This is a genomic window from Paraburkholderia franconis (genome assembly GCF_009362735.1).
GTDB classification, from domain to species: Bacteria; Pseudomonadota; Gammaproteobacteria; order Burkholderiales; family Burkholderiaceae; genus Paraburkholderia; species Paraburkholderia franconis.
This window is the reverse complement of the sequence record NZ_WHNP01000074.1, coordinates 1-16,109: the sequence shown is the minus strand read 5'-3', so window position 1 is coordinate 16,109 and position 16,109 is coordinate 1. Positions and strand designations below refer to the sequence as shown.

The following is a 16,109-nucleotide window of genomic DNA, read 5'->3' as shown; positions in this document are numbered from 1 at the left end:
TCGAAGTCAGCGCGTAGTCGATTTTTCGTGGACTGGTTCAATATCGGCCAATTATCGGCAGTCTTGGCCGACGGGGGTGGTGCTCTATCAAGCAATCTTCATAATGGCCGTTCGATGGAGTGAGCCGCCATCCGAATGTCCGGGTGACACGACGGACAACGACCCTTCATGGCCGAAAGCACCAGTTCCGTGAACCGTTCCACAGAGCTGGGCACGCGCGATGCGCCCGGTGATTCTGCGACGAAGGCCATCCCGAGGGCCGCCGCACGCGAGATTGTGAACGCTTCGGCGATCCGCACGTCCCGAAGAGTGCCCTGCTGATCGAATGCGGCCAGCACTGAGAAAGGTCTGCGCTGGCCGTGTCGCGATGTGACGGCGCGCTTTCTGTTGCTCTCAGGTGTCGTCGATGCAGCAGACCTGCCCGAAGGCTGGTTCATGTCGCTGCCCGACGATATGCTGATCGTGCGCGTAGCAACTGAGCAATTGGCACGGCGCGATGGTTTTTCATGCGTGTCGCAGGTCGAATATTTCCTTCATCGCAACCCACTTTTGGCCCGTCGGCGTCCACGGAGTCGTAGCCTGGAAGCGCCACATCAGATCTTCCCAAGCCCGGATAACCGGATTCGTTTCAGCTGCCCCCGACATCGCTTCGGCATCGAACACAGAATCATCGGTGTCCATGACCATCGTTAAGCGCGTCCCCAGCCTGAAAATCTTCATATCCACGACGCCATGCTCACGTAGATGCTGCAGCACTTCTGGCCAAACGTTGCAGTGGTACTCTTCGTAGAGGGTAATCAATGCATGGTCGTCTTTCAGATCTAGTGCGAAACAGTGACGCATAGTGAATTTGTCCAAGAAGAAATGAGTAGTGTCTAAGGAACGTAGCCGCAGCCCCCGCCAGAAGCGCAATGCCGGTCGAGCACGAGCTCCGCCGCCAGGCGCAGTGCCTACTGCTAAATGTCAGGCGGCGTGACTCCCGGTCAATGCCGACAGCGATGGCCGCGACTTCCGCTTTAAAGCCCGAACTCCATCGCGTCGAGTAACTCGCGCTTTCCGTCGATGCGCCGCTGAAGCTCAATGATTTCGGGCAGTTCGAAGGCGTATACGTCGGGAGCGGTTGCGCCCTGTCGTCGACTGACCTGAACCGCAATCTCTAGCGCACGCGAGCGTGCGTCGATCAGCAGTGAAAGCGCCTCGTCAAGTAAGCGTCTTTGCTGAACTGACAAGTGGATTTCGCTCACGCCATCTTGCGGCGTTAATCCATATGCTGTTGGCATTGCCGTTGACTGCCGGTGAAGTATCCGCAGGTGCCAGGAGTTATCGTCAAGCGAATGTTTGCGCGATACACGGAGGAGCCTTACATGATTGCGCCGCGCATCCAGGGCACGAACTCACGGTCGCCGATTCCATTCCGTTCGCTCTGGGTCTTCCTGCCGGAGGCGACGTCCAGCATCAGTCGGAAGAGCTGAGTACCAGCTTCCTCTACCGTAAGCGACTCGTCCACAATCCGACCGCAGTTGAAATCCATATCCGCGCGCATTCGCTCGAACAGTCCGGTGGTTGTCGCGAGCTTGATAGTCGGCACCGGCTTGGAGCCGAACACCGAACCTCGCCCGGTCGTAAAGCAAACCAGATTGGCACCGCCCGCGATCTGACCGGTAGCGGACACCGGGTCATAGCCGGGCGTGTCCATGAACACCAGGCCGGGCATCGATACGCGTTCAGCGTAATCATAGACAGCGGCGAGCGCGGTGCTTCCACCCTTGGACACTGCACCTAGCGATTTCTCGAGGATGGTGGTGATGCCACCCGCCTTGTTGCCCGGCGACGGGTTGTTGTTCATATCACCGCCTGACTCGGCGGCATATCGCTCCCACCACCGCAGTTTGTCGAGCAGTCGTTGCGCGAGCTCGGTTGACGTGGCCCGTTGTGTCAGCAGGTGCTCCGCGCCATAGATCTCGGGCGTTTCGGAAAGAATCGCCGTGCCACCGCTGCGTACGAGAAGATCGACGGCTGCGCCGAGCGCGGGATTCGCTGTAATCCCCGAATACCCATCCGAGCCGCCGCATTGGAGCCCCACCTTCAGCCGCGCGGCGGGAACCGCTGTACGCGTCAAACGGTTGGCCGCGGACAACATCTCCCGGACGATCGCTATTCCGCGCGCCACCGTCTCCCGTACGCCGCCCTCATCCTGTATGACCAGGCTTTGGACAAGATCGGGGCGGTCAGGGCCTGGCGAATTCATGATGCCGCTGACCTGATTGACTTCACAGCCGAGTCCCACCACTAATACACCTGCAAAATTCGGATTGTGGGCATAGCCGATAAGGGTGCGGCGGAGCAATGTCATGCCGTCGCCCGCGGCAGACATTCCGCAACCACTTTGATGAGTAATGGCGACGACGCCATCGACCGCATCAAACGGGGCCATGGCGTCGCCTCTGAAAGCGTCCGCGATCGCGTGACAGACGCTTGCCGAACAATTGACGCTGGCAACGACCCCGACATAATTGCGCGTTCCGACCTCTCCGTTCGCGCGCAGAAACCCTTGAAAAGTTTCAGACTGCGCAGCGACCGTGCGGGCGGGTGCAGCCCCGTTGTGCGCGGAGCAATGGGAGTGATGCTCCGGCATGCCGACGTTGTGAACGTGCACGTGCTCACCTGGCTCGATATCAGTCAGCGCGACACCGATGGTCTGCCGGTACTTGGTCACTGCGCTGCCACGCGAAATGTGCCGGATAGCCAGCTTGTGGCCAGCCGGAATTTCACTTCCGGCGAGAACCGATTGCCCGCCGGCCTCGATTGACGTGCCGGCCTCGATTGCCCGCAGCGCCACGGCAACGTTGTCGTCACCGTGAAGAATGACGACCGTCTGGTCTTTCATGATGCGTCCGCCCCTTGTGTCGAAGGTGCCATTCCATGCCGCGCAAGCAGGTCACGAAGGCGCGTCTGGCGGGGCGCAATCGACAGTGAATCCGCCAGATCCATGAGCGGCACGATTCGCCGCCGCACCTTCTCTACATGATTGTTTGCGATATCCGAGATGCGGTGATCCAGATACGGATTGAGAAACCGTTCTCGCACGCTCGCGACGTACTCTTCAGCGCGGGTGCGCAAACCCATTGCAGTGAAGACAGGCATCACTTCCTTCTCCCAGACAGCCTCGATGCTCTCGCGCAGTGCGGCATCGTTCATCGCATCGGCGACCGTTTCGCTTGGTCTTCGGCTTTGGGCGAGCCACTGATCGGCCAGCCACGTATGTCCAAGATTCAAAAAGAACAGCTTGAGCCGCTCGTAGCTGCGCAGATCGTCAGTGACGATGATGTCTTCGTGGGTACACGGCAGTTCCATGCCGGCGCGTCGCTCGATCGCCCACAGCGCATAGGGTTCGGCCACGGCGCCCACGGGTTCGATGGGTTCCGATACGATCCGGTCGACGAGCGAATTGACCCACACGCATCGCTGCGACAGGTATTCGACGAACGCAGCAGGCTGCTGCCAGCGTTTGGCAAGACCCAGTAGGATATCGCGCAGCGTGTCGCCGTTGCTCGCGACCAGTTCACAGGGAAAGACTGATACGCCACGGTCGGGTCGTTCGCGCCATCGTGCGTGAAGGAGCACAAGCAGCTTGGCCGGGAAGCTTCGCGGTACCTGTGCGTCCGGCGAGAGCAGTGCTGCCGAATCGCGCTCATCGAGGCGATAGCCCGCGTCGCCCGTATTCGACACGATGACGCGTACATCATGAATCGCGGTATGGCGGATCATCGCCCAGTCGCGATCGGCGATCCACGCTGCGCGCACGGCGCGGCAGTGAATCACCGTGTCCACGATCGCGCCCTCCTGCCTGCCGCGGATCTTCACGGGATAGCTGTTCGCTGTATTCAATGCCGCGATGCGCGCATGACTTGACGGATTGTCGGTGGTTTGCACGACGCCGATGCCGCCGAGCGCATCACCGCGTTCGAGCGCCTGCGAGACGAACAGGGCGACATGTGCCTGCAGGAAGCGGCTGGTGCCGAACTGAAGAATAGGTTGACTCATTCGAGCGATCCTGCCGTTCGTTTAGCACTCGACCAAAGCCTTGACGACGGTCTGTCCCGGCTCCATCAGTTTCGGAAACTCGGTTGGCACGTCTGCCAGGCTCATCCGGTGAGTATTGAGCGCCTTGTCCGGGATGAGGCCTGCGCGCATCGCGTCCAGCACTGTCTCGAAGTCTTCCGCAGTTGCATTGCGGCTGCCGAGCAGCGTCGCTTCGCGCTTGTGAAACTCCGGGTCGGAGAACGTGACCTCGCCCGGCACGATCGAGATAAGCACATATTTGCCGCCGTGGGCAATGAACTCGAAGCCCCGGTTCATCGCCTTGATGTTCCCGGTCGCGTCGAACACGACGTCGAAGAACTCGCCGGCCGTGATCGCCGAAAGTTCATCAGCGTCAGCAGGCCCGATGGAAACGGTGGAAACGCCAATGTGCTCACGGCAGAATGCGAGACGGTCTGCGCGGGTGTCCAGGCAGGTGACGACTGCGCCGCGCAGTTTTGCAAACAGCATGGCGGCCATGCCGATGGGCCCCGCGCCCACGACGAGCACCCGCTGGCCGGCCGATACGTCGGCACGGCGAACCGCGTGTGCGCCGATCGCGAGGAATTCGAGCATCGCAGCCTGATCGAGCGTAACGCCGTCCGCCTTGTGAACGAACTGCGCGGGCACCGACAGATACTCTGCCAACGCGCCATCGCGATGCACGCCCAATACCTTGATATTGACGCAGCAATTCGTTTTTCCCTGTCTGCACGCAACGCATGTCCCGCAGGACAGATAGGGCATCACGTAGACGGCGTCGCCGGGCGCAACGTGCGCGCCGGTCTCCGCCTCAGCGACGATGGCCGACAGCTCGTGTCCCATCACGCGCGGATACTGGAGATACGGCTGATTCCCCGTATAGATATGCATGTCGGTGCCGCAGATACCGACGCGACTGACGCGTAGCAGTACCTCGCCGTCTGCGCGGTGAGGCGGTTTGCGGTCTTCGTGGCGCAGAACGCCGGGCGATTCACAGATGACGCTGAGCATTGTGACGTCCTTAAGATTGAGCGACTCGATGACCGGATGGCCGATCGATTCTGTAGAAATGAAATGCATTGCTGCCGAAGATGCGGGGGTGCGCTTCGAGGCCCAGAAAGCGGTCGCAGCACGGTTCGCACCACGCGAGCCAGTCGCGCGCATCGATCCCGAACGTCACGCGCAGACCTCCGGTACGGGCGCCGATTCGGCGAGCAAGCCGTCGCGCTGCAACGCGTGCCAGAGCTGGTCCGGAATGGGCGTTTCGAGCCATTCGATGTTCCTGTTCAACTGATCGATGCTGCGCGCACCGACCACGCACGAGACGACGGCGGGATGCGCCAACGGGAACTGAAGCGCCGCGGCGGCAAGCGGAACGTCGAAGCGCGCGCACACGGCGGCGAGGCGCGCGACTTTCTGCGCGACATCGGGTGGAGCGTCGCCATAGTTGAACTTGCCGTTGCCCGCAAGCACGCCCGAATTAAATACGCCAGCGGCGACAACCCGCGTATCGGTGCCGACGCATCGGTCCAGCAAGGGCGTGAGCGCTTCCTGTTCAAGCAGTGTGTAGCGCCCCGCGAGCAGAACGAGATCGAGGTCGGCTTCCTGGATCGAATCGACGGCGACCTGCCACTCGTTGACGCCGAGTCCGATCGCGGAGACGGCAAGCGAGTCGCGCAACTCGGCAAGCGCCCGGAATCCGCCGCCTCGCGTCAGTTGCTGCCAATAGTGTCCATGCGCATCACCGTGCGTCGCCATGCCGATGTCGTGAACATAGAGCACGTCGATCTTTCTCATGCCGAGACGTTGCTGGCTATCCTCGTACGAGCGCATGATGCCGTCGAACGTGTAGTCGTACTGAGGCCGGAAGGGCAAAGGTTGCGCCCAGCCATCGTCGCCCGGACGAACCGCGTCGTCGGGACGCATGAGACGCCCGACCTTCGTGCTCAGCACGTAACGTTCGCGCTCGCGCATCTGCAGGGATTGACCGACTCGTCGCTCCGACAGCGTATAGCCGTAGAACGGCGCCGTGTCGAAATAGCGAATGCCCGCGTCCCACGCCCAGTCCACCAGCGCGCTGGCGTCGGCCGTTTGCATCGGCCTGTAAAGACCACCCAGTTGTGAACAGCCGAGGCCAAGTGTGGTCATCGCCAGTCCGCTTCCTGGCAGCTCGTGCGTTTCGTTAGCTTTCATCGAGAGTTCTGTGGCGAATGATGGGCGGGCGGACGGGCTTCGAAACGTCCCGTCCGTGCCTGTCCGTCAGTAGAGAACGTTCTTTGCTTCAGATGAGTCGAGGTTCTGTTTCTCGACCAGCATCACGCCCGTATCGACCTGCTTCGACACAGGCTTGCGCTCGATCACGTTGACGGCGGTCTCGATGCCCTTGTAGCCCATCTGGTAGGAGCTCTGCACTGCGATCGCCTGGATCGTGCCGTCCCGAACGAATCCCTGCAGGTCCTGGTTGCCGTCGAAGCCGATCGCAATGATCTTTCCGCCTTTACCTGATTGCTGAAGCGCGCGCCCCATCCCGACGGCCGTCGGCTCGTTCGCGCCGAAGATGCCTTTCAGATCGGGGTTGGCCGACAGCACGTCTGTCGTCTGGTTCAGTGCGTTCGCCATCTGCGACTGCGAATAGAAAGGACCTACTACTTGCAGCTTCGAATGCTCGGCAATGTACTTGCGGAATCCACCGACGCGGCCGACTTCGGATCCTGCTCCCGGCACGTACGACATGACGGCGATCTTGCCTGTCTGTCCAACGCGATCGATCATCGCCTTCGCGCAGAGTTCGCCCGCCTTGACGTTGTCGGTCGACAGGAACGACTGGTAGTACTGCTTGCCAGCGTCCGATACCGTCGAGTCGATCAGCACCACTGGAATATGCGCTTCCCACGCCTTCTTCATGGCGGGAACAAGGGCGTCGGGATCGGACGGCGCGAGGACAATGCCAGCGACGTGCCGGTTCACTGCGTTCTCGACCATGTTGACTTCATCGGCAATGGCCGATTCCGCCGCGGGGCCCTGGAACGTCATCGTGTACCCCTTCGCGTTGGCCATGGCAGCGGTGGCCCCTTTCTGCACGTTTTGCCAGTAGTTCGAATTCGCCGTTTTGACGATGACGGCAATTTCGCCGCCCGCGGCCTGTGCGTACGCGCTGAACACCGCGCACATCGTTGCGGCCGCAGCCATCAGGGTCAACTTTTTCATGTCTCGCTCCTCGTTTGTGATTTGACATTGCTGACTACATCTTCCGGTTACGGAATTGGTCGATCCACACGGTGCCAAGAATGACAACACCGATGATGATCTGCTGAATGAAGCTCGATACGCCGTTCATGTTCAGGCCGTTGCGCAGCACGCCTATCACGAACGCGCCGATGGCCGTGCCGGAGATCGTGCCAACGCCGCCCATCAACGAGGTGCCGCCGATTACGGCGCTGGCTATGGCATCGAGCTCATACATCACACCTTCGTTCGGCTGGGCAGTGACAAGGCGCGACATCAGCACGCAGCCGGTGGCGCCTGCAAGCAATCCGGACAGCACGTAGGTGAAAAGCTTGACGCCCTGCACATTGACGCCGGAAAGCCGCGCAGCTTCTGCGTTCGATCCCACTGCGTAAATGTGTCGGCCAAGCGATGTCCGGGAAAGCAGGACAGAGACGGCCAGAAACAGCACGATCATGATGACGACGGGATAGGGAATGCCAGGAAACACGGTGTCCGGAAAACCATCAGCTCCGATATGGGAGATCTTGAAGAGCGCGCCGTTGCCCAGTTCGCCGAACGCATCGCCGAGTCCCGAAACCGGCCTTGCGCCTGTGATCTGCAGAGCGAGACCGCGGGCGACCAGCATCATGCCCAAGGTGGCGATGAAGGGAGGCAGCCTCATCCGCGTGACGCAGATGCCGTTGACCCAGCCGCACGCGGCGCCGACCAGCATGCCGCCCAGCATCGCGACGGGCACAGGCACGCCGGCCTTGACCAGCAGCGCAGCCGCGACACCGGCCAGCGCGAGTACGGATCCAACGGACAGGTCGATGCCGCCCGTAATGATGACGCACGTTGCCGCCACGCCGAGGTACGCGATGGATGTAACCTGGAGCGCGACGGTCATGAGGTTGCCGACCGAGAAGAATGCGGCACTCGCCAGCGAAAACGCGACGATCAACACGACGAGGCTGCCGAGTGCGGCGAACTTCTGAATCAGGTCACGACGGCGCTGCCGCGCATGCCGCTCGATGGCCTGCGTCTGGCCGGATGTGATTTCAAGCATGGCTTCTCCCTGATGCATGGTGCAGGATCTCCTCCTGACTGGTCTGTCTCGTGTCGAGGACGGCGGTAATGCGTCCTTCGTGGAACACGGCGATGCGATCGGTCATACCGAGCAGTTCCGGCAACTCTGAGCTGATGAGCACGACACCAACGCCGTCTGCAGCAAGCCGGTCCATCAGCGCATAGATCGCGTATTTCGCGCCGACGTCGATGCCGCGCGTCGGTTCGTCAAAGAACAAAATGCGCGAGCCGCGGTAAAGCCACTTGCTGATGACGATCTTCTGCTGATTGCCTCCAGACAGGTTCCTCGCGATCTGCCTGACGCCCGGGGTACGAATGCCGAGTTCCCGCACGTAACGCTCGGCGACCGAGGCCTCTTCGGAGAAGCGCAGAAAACCGCGCGACGAAACGCCCTGGACGTTGGCGAGAGTGATGTTCGCGGCGACGGCCATCGACAGTGCGAGGCCGTCTTTCTTGCGGTCCTCGGACAGGTACGCAATCCCGTGACGGATGGCCTCGCGTGGCGAGCCGATTGAAACAGGCGTGTCGCCGAGCATGATCGAGCCGGCGTCCGGCCGCTCCGCGCCGAAGATGGCGCGAGCCACTTCCGTGCGTCCTGCACCCATTAGCCCGGCGAAGCCAAGGATTTCGCCCCTGCGCAGGTCGAAGGACAACGGACCGAACGTCCCTGTCCTTTCCAGGTCTCGCACGCGTAGCAGGGTCTCGTCCGTGGGAACCGACTGGCGCGGCGGATAGGCGTCGTCAAGCGAACGTCCGACCATCCGCGCCACGATTTCATTGACCGTCGTGGATGCAAAGTCGCTGGTTGCGATGTGACGGCCATCGCGCAACACCGTGACGCGATCCACGATCTGCGCCATCTCGTCGAGTCGATGCGAGATATAAAGAATTGCGACTCCGTCGGCGCGCAGTTCCTTGATGATGCGAAACAGCTGAACCGTTTCTGACTCCGTCAGGGAGGACGTGGGCTCGTCCATGATCAGCACGCACGCGTCCAGTGACAGTGCCTTCGCGATCTCTACCATCTGCTGTTGCGCGATCGACAACGCGCCGACCAGCGTGGTCGGCGATACGTTCAGCCCTATGCGCTGAAGGCATTTCTTTGCGTCGGCATTCAGCCTGCGGTAGTCCACGAATGGTCCGCGCCTGGGCTCGCGCGCGAGGTAGATGTTCTCCGCGACCGACAGATGAGGCACCAGATTCAGTTCCTGGTGAATGATCGCGATGCCCGCCGCCTGTGCATCCGACGTTGAAGAAAACTGTACCGGTCTGCCCTGATACGACATGACACCCTCATCCGCACGGTACTGTCCGCTGATGATCTTCATCAGCGTGGACTTGCCGGCACCGTTTTCTCCGCAGATTGCGTGCACCTCACCTGCGCGCAGATCCAGATCGATGCCATCAAGAGCAATGACACCTGGAAAGCGCTTCCCGACACCTTTGAGTTTCAGGACCTCCGGAAACACCCGTTGCTCAGGCGCGGACCCGGACTGGCGCAGCATGTTGTGGCGTGTCACTCGCGTCTCCATTCTTGTGGCCTCTTTCGTTTGATGCACCGGACCGGCGCCAACTGGCTAGGCCAATCTGGCAAGTATTAAAGCTCACAGTGCCGAATTTGGTCAAGCCAATTTGTTTTAAACGGTTTTGTTCAGCCAATCAGGAAAACCCTGGATAGCCTGAAACGCCCGCCATTCAAGGCAAGCGCGGCTATGCTAAGATTGGTTGCAGGTCCGATTCGGCGGGCCACCGACCAAAAAACTTCGCGCAATGAAGCAAACTGAGCCAAAGCGGCTTTACCAATCCGTAGCGACGCAGATCCTTTCTCTCATCCACGAGCGCGAGCTGACGCCTGGCACGCGCCTGCCTCCCGAACGCGAACTCGCGACCGTCCTGGGGGTATCGCGTCCTTCGCTGCGCGAAGCATTGATTGCGTTAGAGATCGGTGGCCAGATAGAGATACGTATGGGATCGGGTGTCTATGTCCGCGCTCCTGAAGAGGGCGGCGACAGCACCGTACCCGCACTCGGCGAAAGCCCTTCGGAGTTAATGCAGGCCAGGGTGGCCATCGAGGGGTCGGTCATCGTGCTCGCTGCGGGCAAGCTATCGGCAGTCACGCTCGACAAGTTGCGCCGCACTGTCGAACGAATGAAACGTCTGGCAGCGGCGGGTAAATCGCCAGTTGATGCGGACCGGCAGTTTCACATGTTGATTGCCGAGACAGCTGGCAATTCGGTCCTGAGCCGTTTCGTCGCTGAGATGTTCGATAGCCGCCACGACCCCATCGCTGCTGCCATTCGCGACCACTCCGAAAGTACTGAGACCTGGTCGGCTGCAGTACGGGAACACGAAGAAATCCTCAAGGCATTGCAGACAGGTGACCCGATTGCGGCGCAAACCGCGATGCGCATGCACCTTAAAGCGTCGGGCGAGCGCTGGATAGCGGGTGAATTACTCCAGCGTGATGGCTAGCTCGGCCGCTCCGCAGGACCCGTATTCGAAGCAGCGTAGCTGGTGTTTCAGCCGACGTCAGTCGACCGGTCTCGCTGACCTTACAGCATCGAATTATCGTTTGCATCGCAGGGACTATGCGTATCTCCACTGGCGAGGCGGCATCAGCTTCATAGGTTCATGTCTCGCTGAGCGTGCCCTCTGCTAATCGACCGTCTGCGCGGTGGCGAAATCCGTCCTTCTCAAGTCCGCGCGCGGATTTCTGCGGAGCCGGCTGTCAGCTTCGTTCCGGCTCTGCCGTCACGGTCGGCGAGGCGCAAACGCTTAACCTCACTTTCTCCGGTCGATTTGCGGCGGCTTCTTCGCGTTCCGGCAGATAGCCGTTGCGTACTACCGCGCGTTGCCCGTGCATGGTCTTCCCGTTAGCGAACCGCTCCAACAGTTCTGCCAACTCTGCGTCTATCGCTTGCTGAATCACTTGTCGCGCCCCTTGGCGCACCAATTCGTCCAGCCCAAGGCCTGCTCCTGATAGACCGACGATGGCTTTTTCCGTATCCGTGCTCATGGTGGATGGGCTGAGCAGTTCCGCGACCGTCTCATCGTCATGCGTGCGGGATTTGGCCTGGTCGTGCAGTCCAGCCAGGCCTTGAGCGACGAATCGCCTTTCCAATGCGTCACCGCCGGATGCGTAACCCCGCACTGCGCGGCAATATCAGTACTCGAATAGCCACCAGTTGCCATGAGAACAATCTTTGCGCGAAGAGAGCAACTGGTTGCAATGAGCCGCTCTCGCTCACTGCCGCATTCGCCTGGTACGTACGATCAGAGGACATCACCCGTTTCATAAAGTTTCTTCTGGGACAGAACACTAGCTATCGTTTTGATCGATGTCGCTCAGGATCAAACGGTCAGGGAGCCCAGGAAGGCCGTTATTCACCAGCGAACCGAATCGACCGTTGCCGTGCGGGGACTTCTTGAAACGAAACGAGCGAAGACTTCCTGCTGGGTCGAGCATCAACGACGCAGAAAAAAAGCCCAGCTACGCTGGGGGAACAGCTCGTGAATTTGCAGGACACGAGGTGGCGAGGAGAGGAATACGAAATGGGCCGCCGGCGACGATACTCGCAACTGTCACGTGAAGACGGCTCGTTCGCGGCTACGATCGGCCCCTTCGAGTCGACACCATCTCTACAATTGCGCGCCGCGACGGCTTAATTCGAACCGCTGGCGCGGTTCTTTAATGGCGGCATCAAAGCTAGGCCCTTTGTGGCAGAAGGGGCACGGCTTCCTGAACGGTGCTTGCTTCACTCACCGGCGAGTTCGCCAAGCGAGAGAGGCGTGATTGGTGGACGAATGCGGTAATATCCGACTTCAGCGGGCGACACGTTGCGCGCATCGGCAATCACTTCCGTCACCGTCAGGCCGCACATGCGTCCTTGGCACGGACCCATGCCGCAACGCCCGAACGCCTTCGCCTGATTTGGTCCGATACAGCCTTGTTCGACGAACTTGCGCACTTGTCCCGCCGTAACCTCCTCACAACGGCACACAGTCGTGTCGTCGTGCGGAATGCGGTTGACGTCGCGTGGGCGATAGAGGCTGTCGAGGAACGGCCGGATGCGCATAACGCTGGCAAGCTCACGTCGATGTACGGCGGCTTCAGCATCGCGCTTCGGGGTGTCGAGCGCACCCAATTGGCCCGCAACTGCAAGGCCCGCGAGTGTCCCCTGCAAGGCCGCCGCCTGCGCCCCGACAATGCCTGCGCCATCGCCCGCGACGAAGATGCCGGGCACATCGAGTTCGCCCCAGGCATCGACTTCCGGCGTAAAGCAAAGTTGCGCTTCGTCCCAGCGATGCGACGCGCGCAGCGCCTGTGTGAACTGCGTATTCGGCACCACGCCCTGATGCAGAAGGATCACGTCTGCTTCGATGCAATGCGCGGTGCCCTTCGTCGTAAAATGCAGTGCCCCCGCACGCTCGAGGCCGTCTGCCTTGTGCGATTCAATGCAAAGATCGTCGGCGGCTTCGAACATGGGCACGCCCGCGTCACGCAGCGTGCCGATCAACTGAAGGCCCTTGCTGATGAACGGCCACGCGCGCAGCGCCGACAGCATATGACGCTTTGCGCGCCAGCGGTCTTCGTGACGGGTCGTATCGACGAGCGCCCTGATCGGCACGCCCGCGCGCACATATTGCCAGCCGAGCAGATATAACAGCGGCCCGCAACCGGCGAGCACGGGAGGTGCGGCGGGCACTTCTCCTGCGCTTTTGAGGAGAATCTGCGCCGCGCCAGCCGTAAGTACACCAGGCAGCGTCCAGCCGGGAATCGGAAACGGACGCTCCAGCGCGCCGCTGGCGAGAATCACGCGCTGTGCGTCAAAGCTGCCGACCTTGCCATCTTCCAGATAGTTGATGCAACGTTCGCGAGTGACTTGCCACACGCTCGCGTTCGCCAAGTGCCTTGCGCCCGATGAAGCGAATGCATTGGCGATCGCGGCACCCGCTGCGTAGTCCGGGCCGAGCATTTCCTTGCGACGTGCGCTGGCACGGCCAATCGCTCGATAGATTTGACCACCCGTGGCGTCCTGTTCATCAATAAGCACCGTCTTCAGGCCTGCGCGGGCGGAACGGGTTGCCGCACTCATACCCGCCGGACCGGCGCCAATCACGACCACGTCTACTGCTTCAGGTGAAAAATCAGCGGCCATGGACGTTCTCCCCCGAAACGTTAGTCACATTCATAGGCGGCAGGTCGCGCGCGCCCTCCTGGGATCGGATGCGCATGCCGGCTTTTACCTCGACCATGCAACTCTGGCGGTTCGGTACGCCGTCGATCTCAACGAGGCATTCGAAGCACGCGCCCATCATGCAGTACGGCGCGCGCTGGGCGCCCGAGACCGGTGTCGCACGAAAGCGCGACACGCCCGCGGCGAGCAGCGCGGCTGCGACCGAGCGATTACCGGGGACGACCAGCCGCTTGCCGTTGAACCAGATGTCGATATTGGCGCTTTCGGAGCCCGACAACGGCTTGAAAAGCGTATCGGTCAATTGGGAATTCATGTCGAACTCAGTGTGCGGAGGTCAGATCTTTGGCGTGCTGAAAGCGGCGGGCGGAGAAGGTTGCCAACTCCTTGGGCATCGGTGCACCGAGAATCCAGGGGGGGATCCGCGTCGCGTGCGCGGCGGCCAGCGTCACGCCGCTATGACATGTAACGACGAACGCGCCTGGATGCGCCTCGGACTCGTTGTATATCGGGAAGCCGTCGGGGCTTAGAACGCGTAGCGCCGCCCACATGCGCACGAGCCGCACCTGGCTCAGCATCGGGAACGCGCGAACGCCGCGCTGGGCGATGGCGGAAAGCACGTGCGTTGTCGTGAAATCGTTAAAGCCGACTTCTTCCTTTGAATCGCCGAACTGTACGGTGCCTTCGTCAGTCTGGCGCACGTTGAGCGTCGGGTAATTGAGAAACGGAGTGACCCGCTCGCTTACCAGCACCTGCCCGCGATTGGGTATGACGGGCGCATGCAGTCCGACAAAAGGCGCGAGCGCCCGATTGCCAAGCCCAGCGGCAAGCACGACGCGCGCCGCGCGATGCGTACCGCGCTTCCCGTGCACGGTGAAGCTGCCCGCCTCCGGCACAATGCGGTCCGCGCGCTCCCCCGGTACAAGCCGGACACCGCGCTTCTTCATCGCGGTGTGCAGGCCGCGCAGCAGCTTGAGAGGATTGACATGCCCGTCCATCGGTGTGTAACTCGCGCCGATCACAGCAGGACCTACTTCGGGAATACGCTCGCGCACTTCGGCGGCGTCGAGCAACTCATAGGGGTAGTCGCCGAGTTCGTCCCTGAGCGTCGACAGGCGCTTCTCGCGCTCAGCGAGCTCGTCGTCGTTGAAGCAGAAGTGAAAACCGCCCGGCTGCTTCAGGGCGACGTCGACATCCGCTTCGCTTAGCAGCGCCTCGGCCAATTCCGGCCAGCACATCGCTGAATTGCGCGACCAACGCGCGTAAGGCGACAGGTCGTGTCCCTTGCCCTGAACCCAGACAAGGCCAAAGTTGCCCCGTGAGGCGCGAAAGCTGCCGTCATCGTCGTCAAGCACGGTCACTTGTGCGCCTTCGCGGGCGAGGCCGTAGGCGATTGCAGATCCGACGATGCCGCCGCCTACCACGATCGCGTCCGCGAGTACCTCCGTGCTGGCGATGCGCGATACTGTCATTGGTCTTCTCCGATCAGAATGCGGTTTAGTCCGACCACGCGTTCACGCAGGACCTTCCCCGGAACCGTGCCGATAGCTGGCGACGCGGAAGACTCCGCTGCTGTTACAAGAAGGTCAGTGACCTCGTCCGTTTTCATGCGTAAGACGACGAGAGTGTGAACACCAGCGTCGACAAAGAACCGGAGACGTTCATCTGCGTGAAAAAGCGCAGCGATACAATGCCTAAGACCAGGTTCGGAATCGTCAATGGAGAAACTTACGACCGTTGAATTCAACCACTCCGCTACGGATCGGCCCCTTGAATAGGTTAGCCTGTGTGTCGTAGTCTGTTGAAAAATGCTGTTGTACCCACCGACTGCTTAGCATGCTTAGCCCGCGCGATCCGCGCTCCTGGCACGCTGCCGATCATCTGTTCTGGTTGGGTGCGCTACCTTAGGCAGGTTATCGAGCGCGCGTTTCAGAGCAGCGACACCGCTGCGCGCGCTAGATAGCACGGGAACGCGCAGGTCGTTCAACTGCGGTACGAGCCGCGCCATTGAGACCTGCGCCAGCACGACCACGTCGACCTGTGCTGCAAGGGTCGCGATTGCGCTCTTTACGATTTCGTCATGGCGTGCCCCGTCCCCGCTTAAGAGAGCCTCGAATGCGCCCTCGGCAATCCGCTCGGTCACTTCGACGGCGCGCCGCAATTCACCGGCCTTCTTTTTAACGAGGCGAACGGTGGGCTCCAGCGTAGTCGGCACAGTCGCGATCACCCCAATGCGAGAACCGATGGAGCTAGCCTCTTCTGCCATCGCCTCGTCGATTTTCACAATTGGAGTGCTAATAAAATTGCGCACCGAATCTACAGCTTCACCGACGGACGAACAGGCGTTAAGGATGATGTCGACGCGCATCCCCTGCGCATTGGCCATGTACGAATGAATTCGACTTGCAACTTCCGGAGTTACATGGCCGGCCGCCCGAACGTCACTGAGCAAGCTGTCATCGACGATGTTGATCACCCGCGCATCAGGAATTTGCTCACTGATTTGCTCCTTGATCGGCTGGACCGAAACTGGTCCTGTGTGAACCACTGCGATGGTTG

14 protein-coding genes and 2 pseudogenes are annotated in these 16,109 nt (G+C 60.9%); 2 read left to right on the top strand and 14 right to left on the bottom strand.

The annotated features are described in order from the left end of the window. Positions 1-236 precede the first annotated feature (236 nt). Positions 237-489: pseudogene (locus GCT13_RS49950) on the top strand (succinylglutamate desuccinylase); the annotation flags it as partial. Between the two features lie 15 nt (positions 490-504). On the opposite strand, the gene GCT13_RS39150 reads toward GCT13_RS49950, so the two are convergent. The 9 genes from GCT13_RS39150 to GCT13_RS39105 all read right to left on the bottom strand — a co-directional run bounded on the left by GCT13_RS39150 (position 505) and on the right by GCT13_RS39105 (position 9,860). Beyond that, positions 505-843, bottom strand: a complete 339-nt coding sequence (locus GCT13_RS39150) for an L-rhamnose mutarotase (RefSeq protein WP_152767289.1) — start codon at positions 841-843, stop codon at positions 505-507. A 173-nt stretch (positions 844-1,016) separates the two neighbouring features. Further along, positions 1,017-1,244 carry a hypothetical protein gene (locus GCT13_RS39145; RefSeq protein ID WP_321574907.1) on the bottom strand — a complete coding sequence of 76 codons (228 nt, stop codon included), beginning with the start codon at positions 1,242-1,244 and terminating at the stop codon, positions 1,017-1,019. 116 nt (positions 1,245-1,360) lie between these two features. Continuing rightward, complete coding sequence (locus GCT13_RS39140; protein ID WP_152767287.1) at positions 1,361-2,887, bottom strand: UxaA family hydrolase; 1,527 nt, start codon at positions 2,885-2,887, stop codon at positions 1,361-1,363. Beyond that, complete coding sequence (locus GCT13_RS39135) at positions 2,884-4,044, bottom strand: mannitol dehydrogenase family protein (protein WP_152767286.1); 1,161 nt, start codon at positions 4,042-4,044, stop codon at positions 2,884-2,886. The genes GCT13_RS39140 and GCT13_RS39135 overlap by 4 nt, the downstream gene beginning before the upstream one ends. A 21-nt stretch (positions 4,045-4,065) precedes the next feature. Then, positions 4,066-5,073: a zinc-binding alcohol dehydrogenase family protein gene (locus GCT13_RS39130; RefSeq protein ID WP_152767285.1), complete on the bottom strand. Its 1,008-nt coding sequence runs from the start codon at positions 5,071-5,073 to the stop codon at positions 4,066-4,068. A 165-nt stretch (positions 5,074-5,238) separates the two neighbouring features. After that, positions 5,239-6,255 (bottom strand): aldo/keto reductase, encoded by a 1,017-nt coding sequence (locus GCT13_RS39120; RefSeq protein ID WP_152767284.1) that lies wholly within the window; start codon positions 6,253-6,255, stop codon positions 5,239-5,241. Between the two features lie 66 nt (positions 6,256-6,321). Continuing rightward, positions 6,322-7,269 (bottom strand): ABC transporter substrate-binding protein, encoded by a 948-nt coding sequence (locus tag GCT13_RS39115; protein WP_152767283.1) that lies wholly within the window; start codon positions 7,267-7,269, stop codon positions 6,322-6,324. A gap of 34 nt (positions 7,270-7,303) precedes the next feature. Further along, a complete protein-coding gene (locus GCT13_RS39110) occupies positions 7,304-8,335 on the bottom strand; it encodes an ABC transporter permease (RefSeq protein WP_090865114.1) in 1,032 nt (343 codons plus the stop codon). Beyond that, positions 8,328-9,860 carry a sugar ABC transporter ATP-binding protein gene (locus GCT13_RS39105; protein ID WP_152767282.1) on the bottom strand — a complete coding sequence of 511 codons (1,533 nt, stop codon included), beginning with the start codon at positions 9,858-9,860 and terminating at the stop codon, positions 8,328-8,330. The genes GCT13_RS39110 and GCT13_RS39105 overlap by 8 nt, the downstream gene beginning before the upstream one ends. A gap of 265 nt (positions 9,861-10,125) precedes the next feature. On the opposite strand from GCT13_RS39105, the gene GCT13_RS39100 reads away from it, so the two are divergent. Next, complete coding sequence (locus GCT13_RS39100; protein ID WP_152767281.1) at positions 10,126-10,827, top strand: FadR/GntR family transcriptional regulator; 702 nt, start codon at positions 10,126-10,128, stop codon at positions 10,825-10,827. Positions 10,828-11,131: 304 nt separating this feature from the next. On the opposite strand, the pseudogene GCT13_RS39095 reads toward GCT13_RS39100, so the two are convergent. The 5 genes and pseudogenes from GCT13_RS39095 to GCT13_RS39075 form a co-directional block, all read right to left on the bottom strand. Further along, a pseudogene (locus GCT13_RS39095) lies at positions 11,132-11,371 on the bottom strand (IS256 family transposase); the annotation flags it as partial. Positions 11,372-12,110: 739 nt separating this feature from the next. Then, the gene (locus tag GCT13_RS39090) at positions 12,111-13,514 is read right to left on the bottom strand and encodes an NAD(P)/FAD-dependent oxidoreductase (protein WP_152767280.1); all 1,404 of its coding nucleotides are present in this window, start codon (positions 13,512-13,514) and stop codon (positions 12,111-12,113) included. Continuing rightward, positions 13,504-13,866, bottom strand: a complete 363-nt coding sequence (locus tag GCT13_RS39085; RefSeq protein WP_152767279.1) for a (2Fe-2S)-binding protein — start codon at positions 13,864-13,866, stop codon at positions 13,504-13,506. Before GCT13_RS39085 ends, GCT13_RS39090 begins: the two co-directional genes overlap by 11 nt. A 7-nt stretch (positions 13,867-13,873) precedes the next feature. Next, entirely contained in the window at positions 13,874-15,022 is a 1,149-nt protein-coding gene (locus tag GCT13_RS39080; protein WP_152767278.1) for an NAD(P)/FAD-dependent oxidoreductase, read from the bottom strand. Between the two features lie 368 nt (positions 15,023-15,390). Next, positions 15,391-16,109, bottom strand: a 719-nt coding sequence (locus tag GCT13_RS39075) for an aspartate/glutamate racemase family protein (RefSeq protein WP_227747239.1), incomplete at its 5' end; no start/stop codon positions are given.

Coding starts and splice junctions, on each gene's coding strand:
- GCT13_RS39150 (WP_152767289.1), bottom strand. CDS start 843: ATGCGTCACTGTTTCGCACTAGATCTGAAAGACGACCATGCATTGATT.
- GCT13_RS39140 (WP_152767287.1), bottom strand. CDS start 2,887: ATGAAAGACCAGACGGTCGTCATTCTTCACGGTGACGACAACGTTGCC.
- GCT13_RS39135 (WP_152767286.1), bottom strand. CDS start 4,044: ATGAGTCAACCTATTCTTCAGTTCGGCACCAGCCGCTTCCTGCAGGCA.
- GCT13_RS39130 (WP_152767285.1), bottom strand. CDS start 5,073: ATGCTCAGCGTCATCTGTGAATCGCCCGGCGTTCTGCGCCACGAAGAC.
- GCT13_RS39120 (WP_152767284.1), bottom strand. CDS start 6,255: ATGAAAGCTAACGAAACGCACGAGCTGCCAGGAAGCGGACTGGCGATG.
- GCT13_RS39115 (WP_152767283.1), bottom strand. CDS start 7,269: ATGAAAAAGTTGACCCTGATGGCTGCGGCCGCAACGATGTGCGCGGTG.
- GCT13_RS39110 (WP_090865114.1), bottom strand. CDS start 8,335: ATGCTTGAAATCACATCCGGCCAGACGCAGGCCATCGAGCGGCATGCG.
- GCT13_RS39105 (WP_152767282.1), bottom strand. CDS start 9,860: ATGCTGCGCCAGTCCGGGTCCGCGCCTGAGCAACGGGTGTTTCCGGAG.
- GCT13_RS39100 (WP_152767281.1), top strand. CDS start 10,126: ATGAAGCAAACTGAGCCAAAGCGGCTTTACCAATCCGTAGCGACGCAG.
- GCT13_RS39090 (WP_152767280.1), bottom strand. CDS start 13,514: ATGGCCGCTGATTTTTCACCTGAAGCAGTAGACGTGGTCGTGATTGGC.
- GCT13_RS39085 (WP_152767279.1), bottom strand. CDS start 13,866: ATGAATTCCCAATTGACCGATACGCTTTTCAAGCCGTTGTCGGGCTCC.
- GCT13_RS39080 (WP_152767278.1), bottom strand. CDS start 15,022: ATGACAGTATCGCGCATCGCCAGCACGGAGGTACTCGCGGACGCGATC.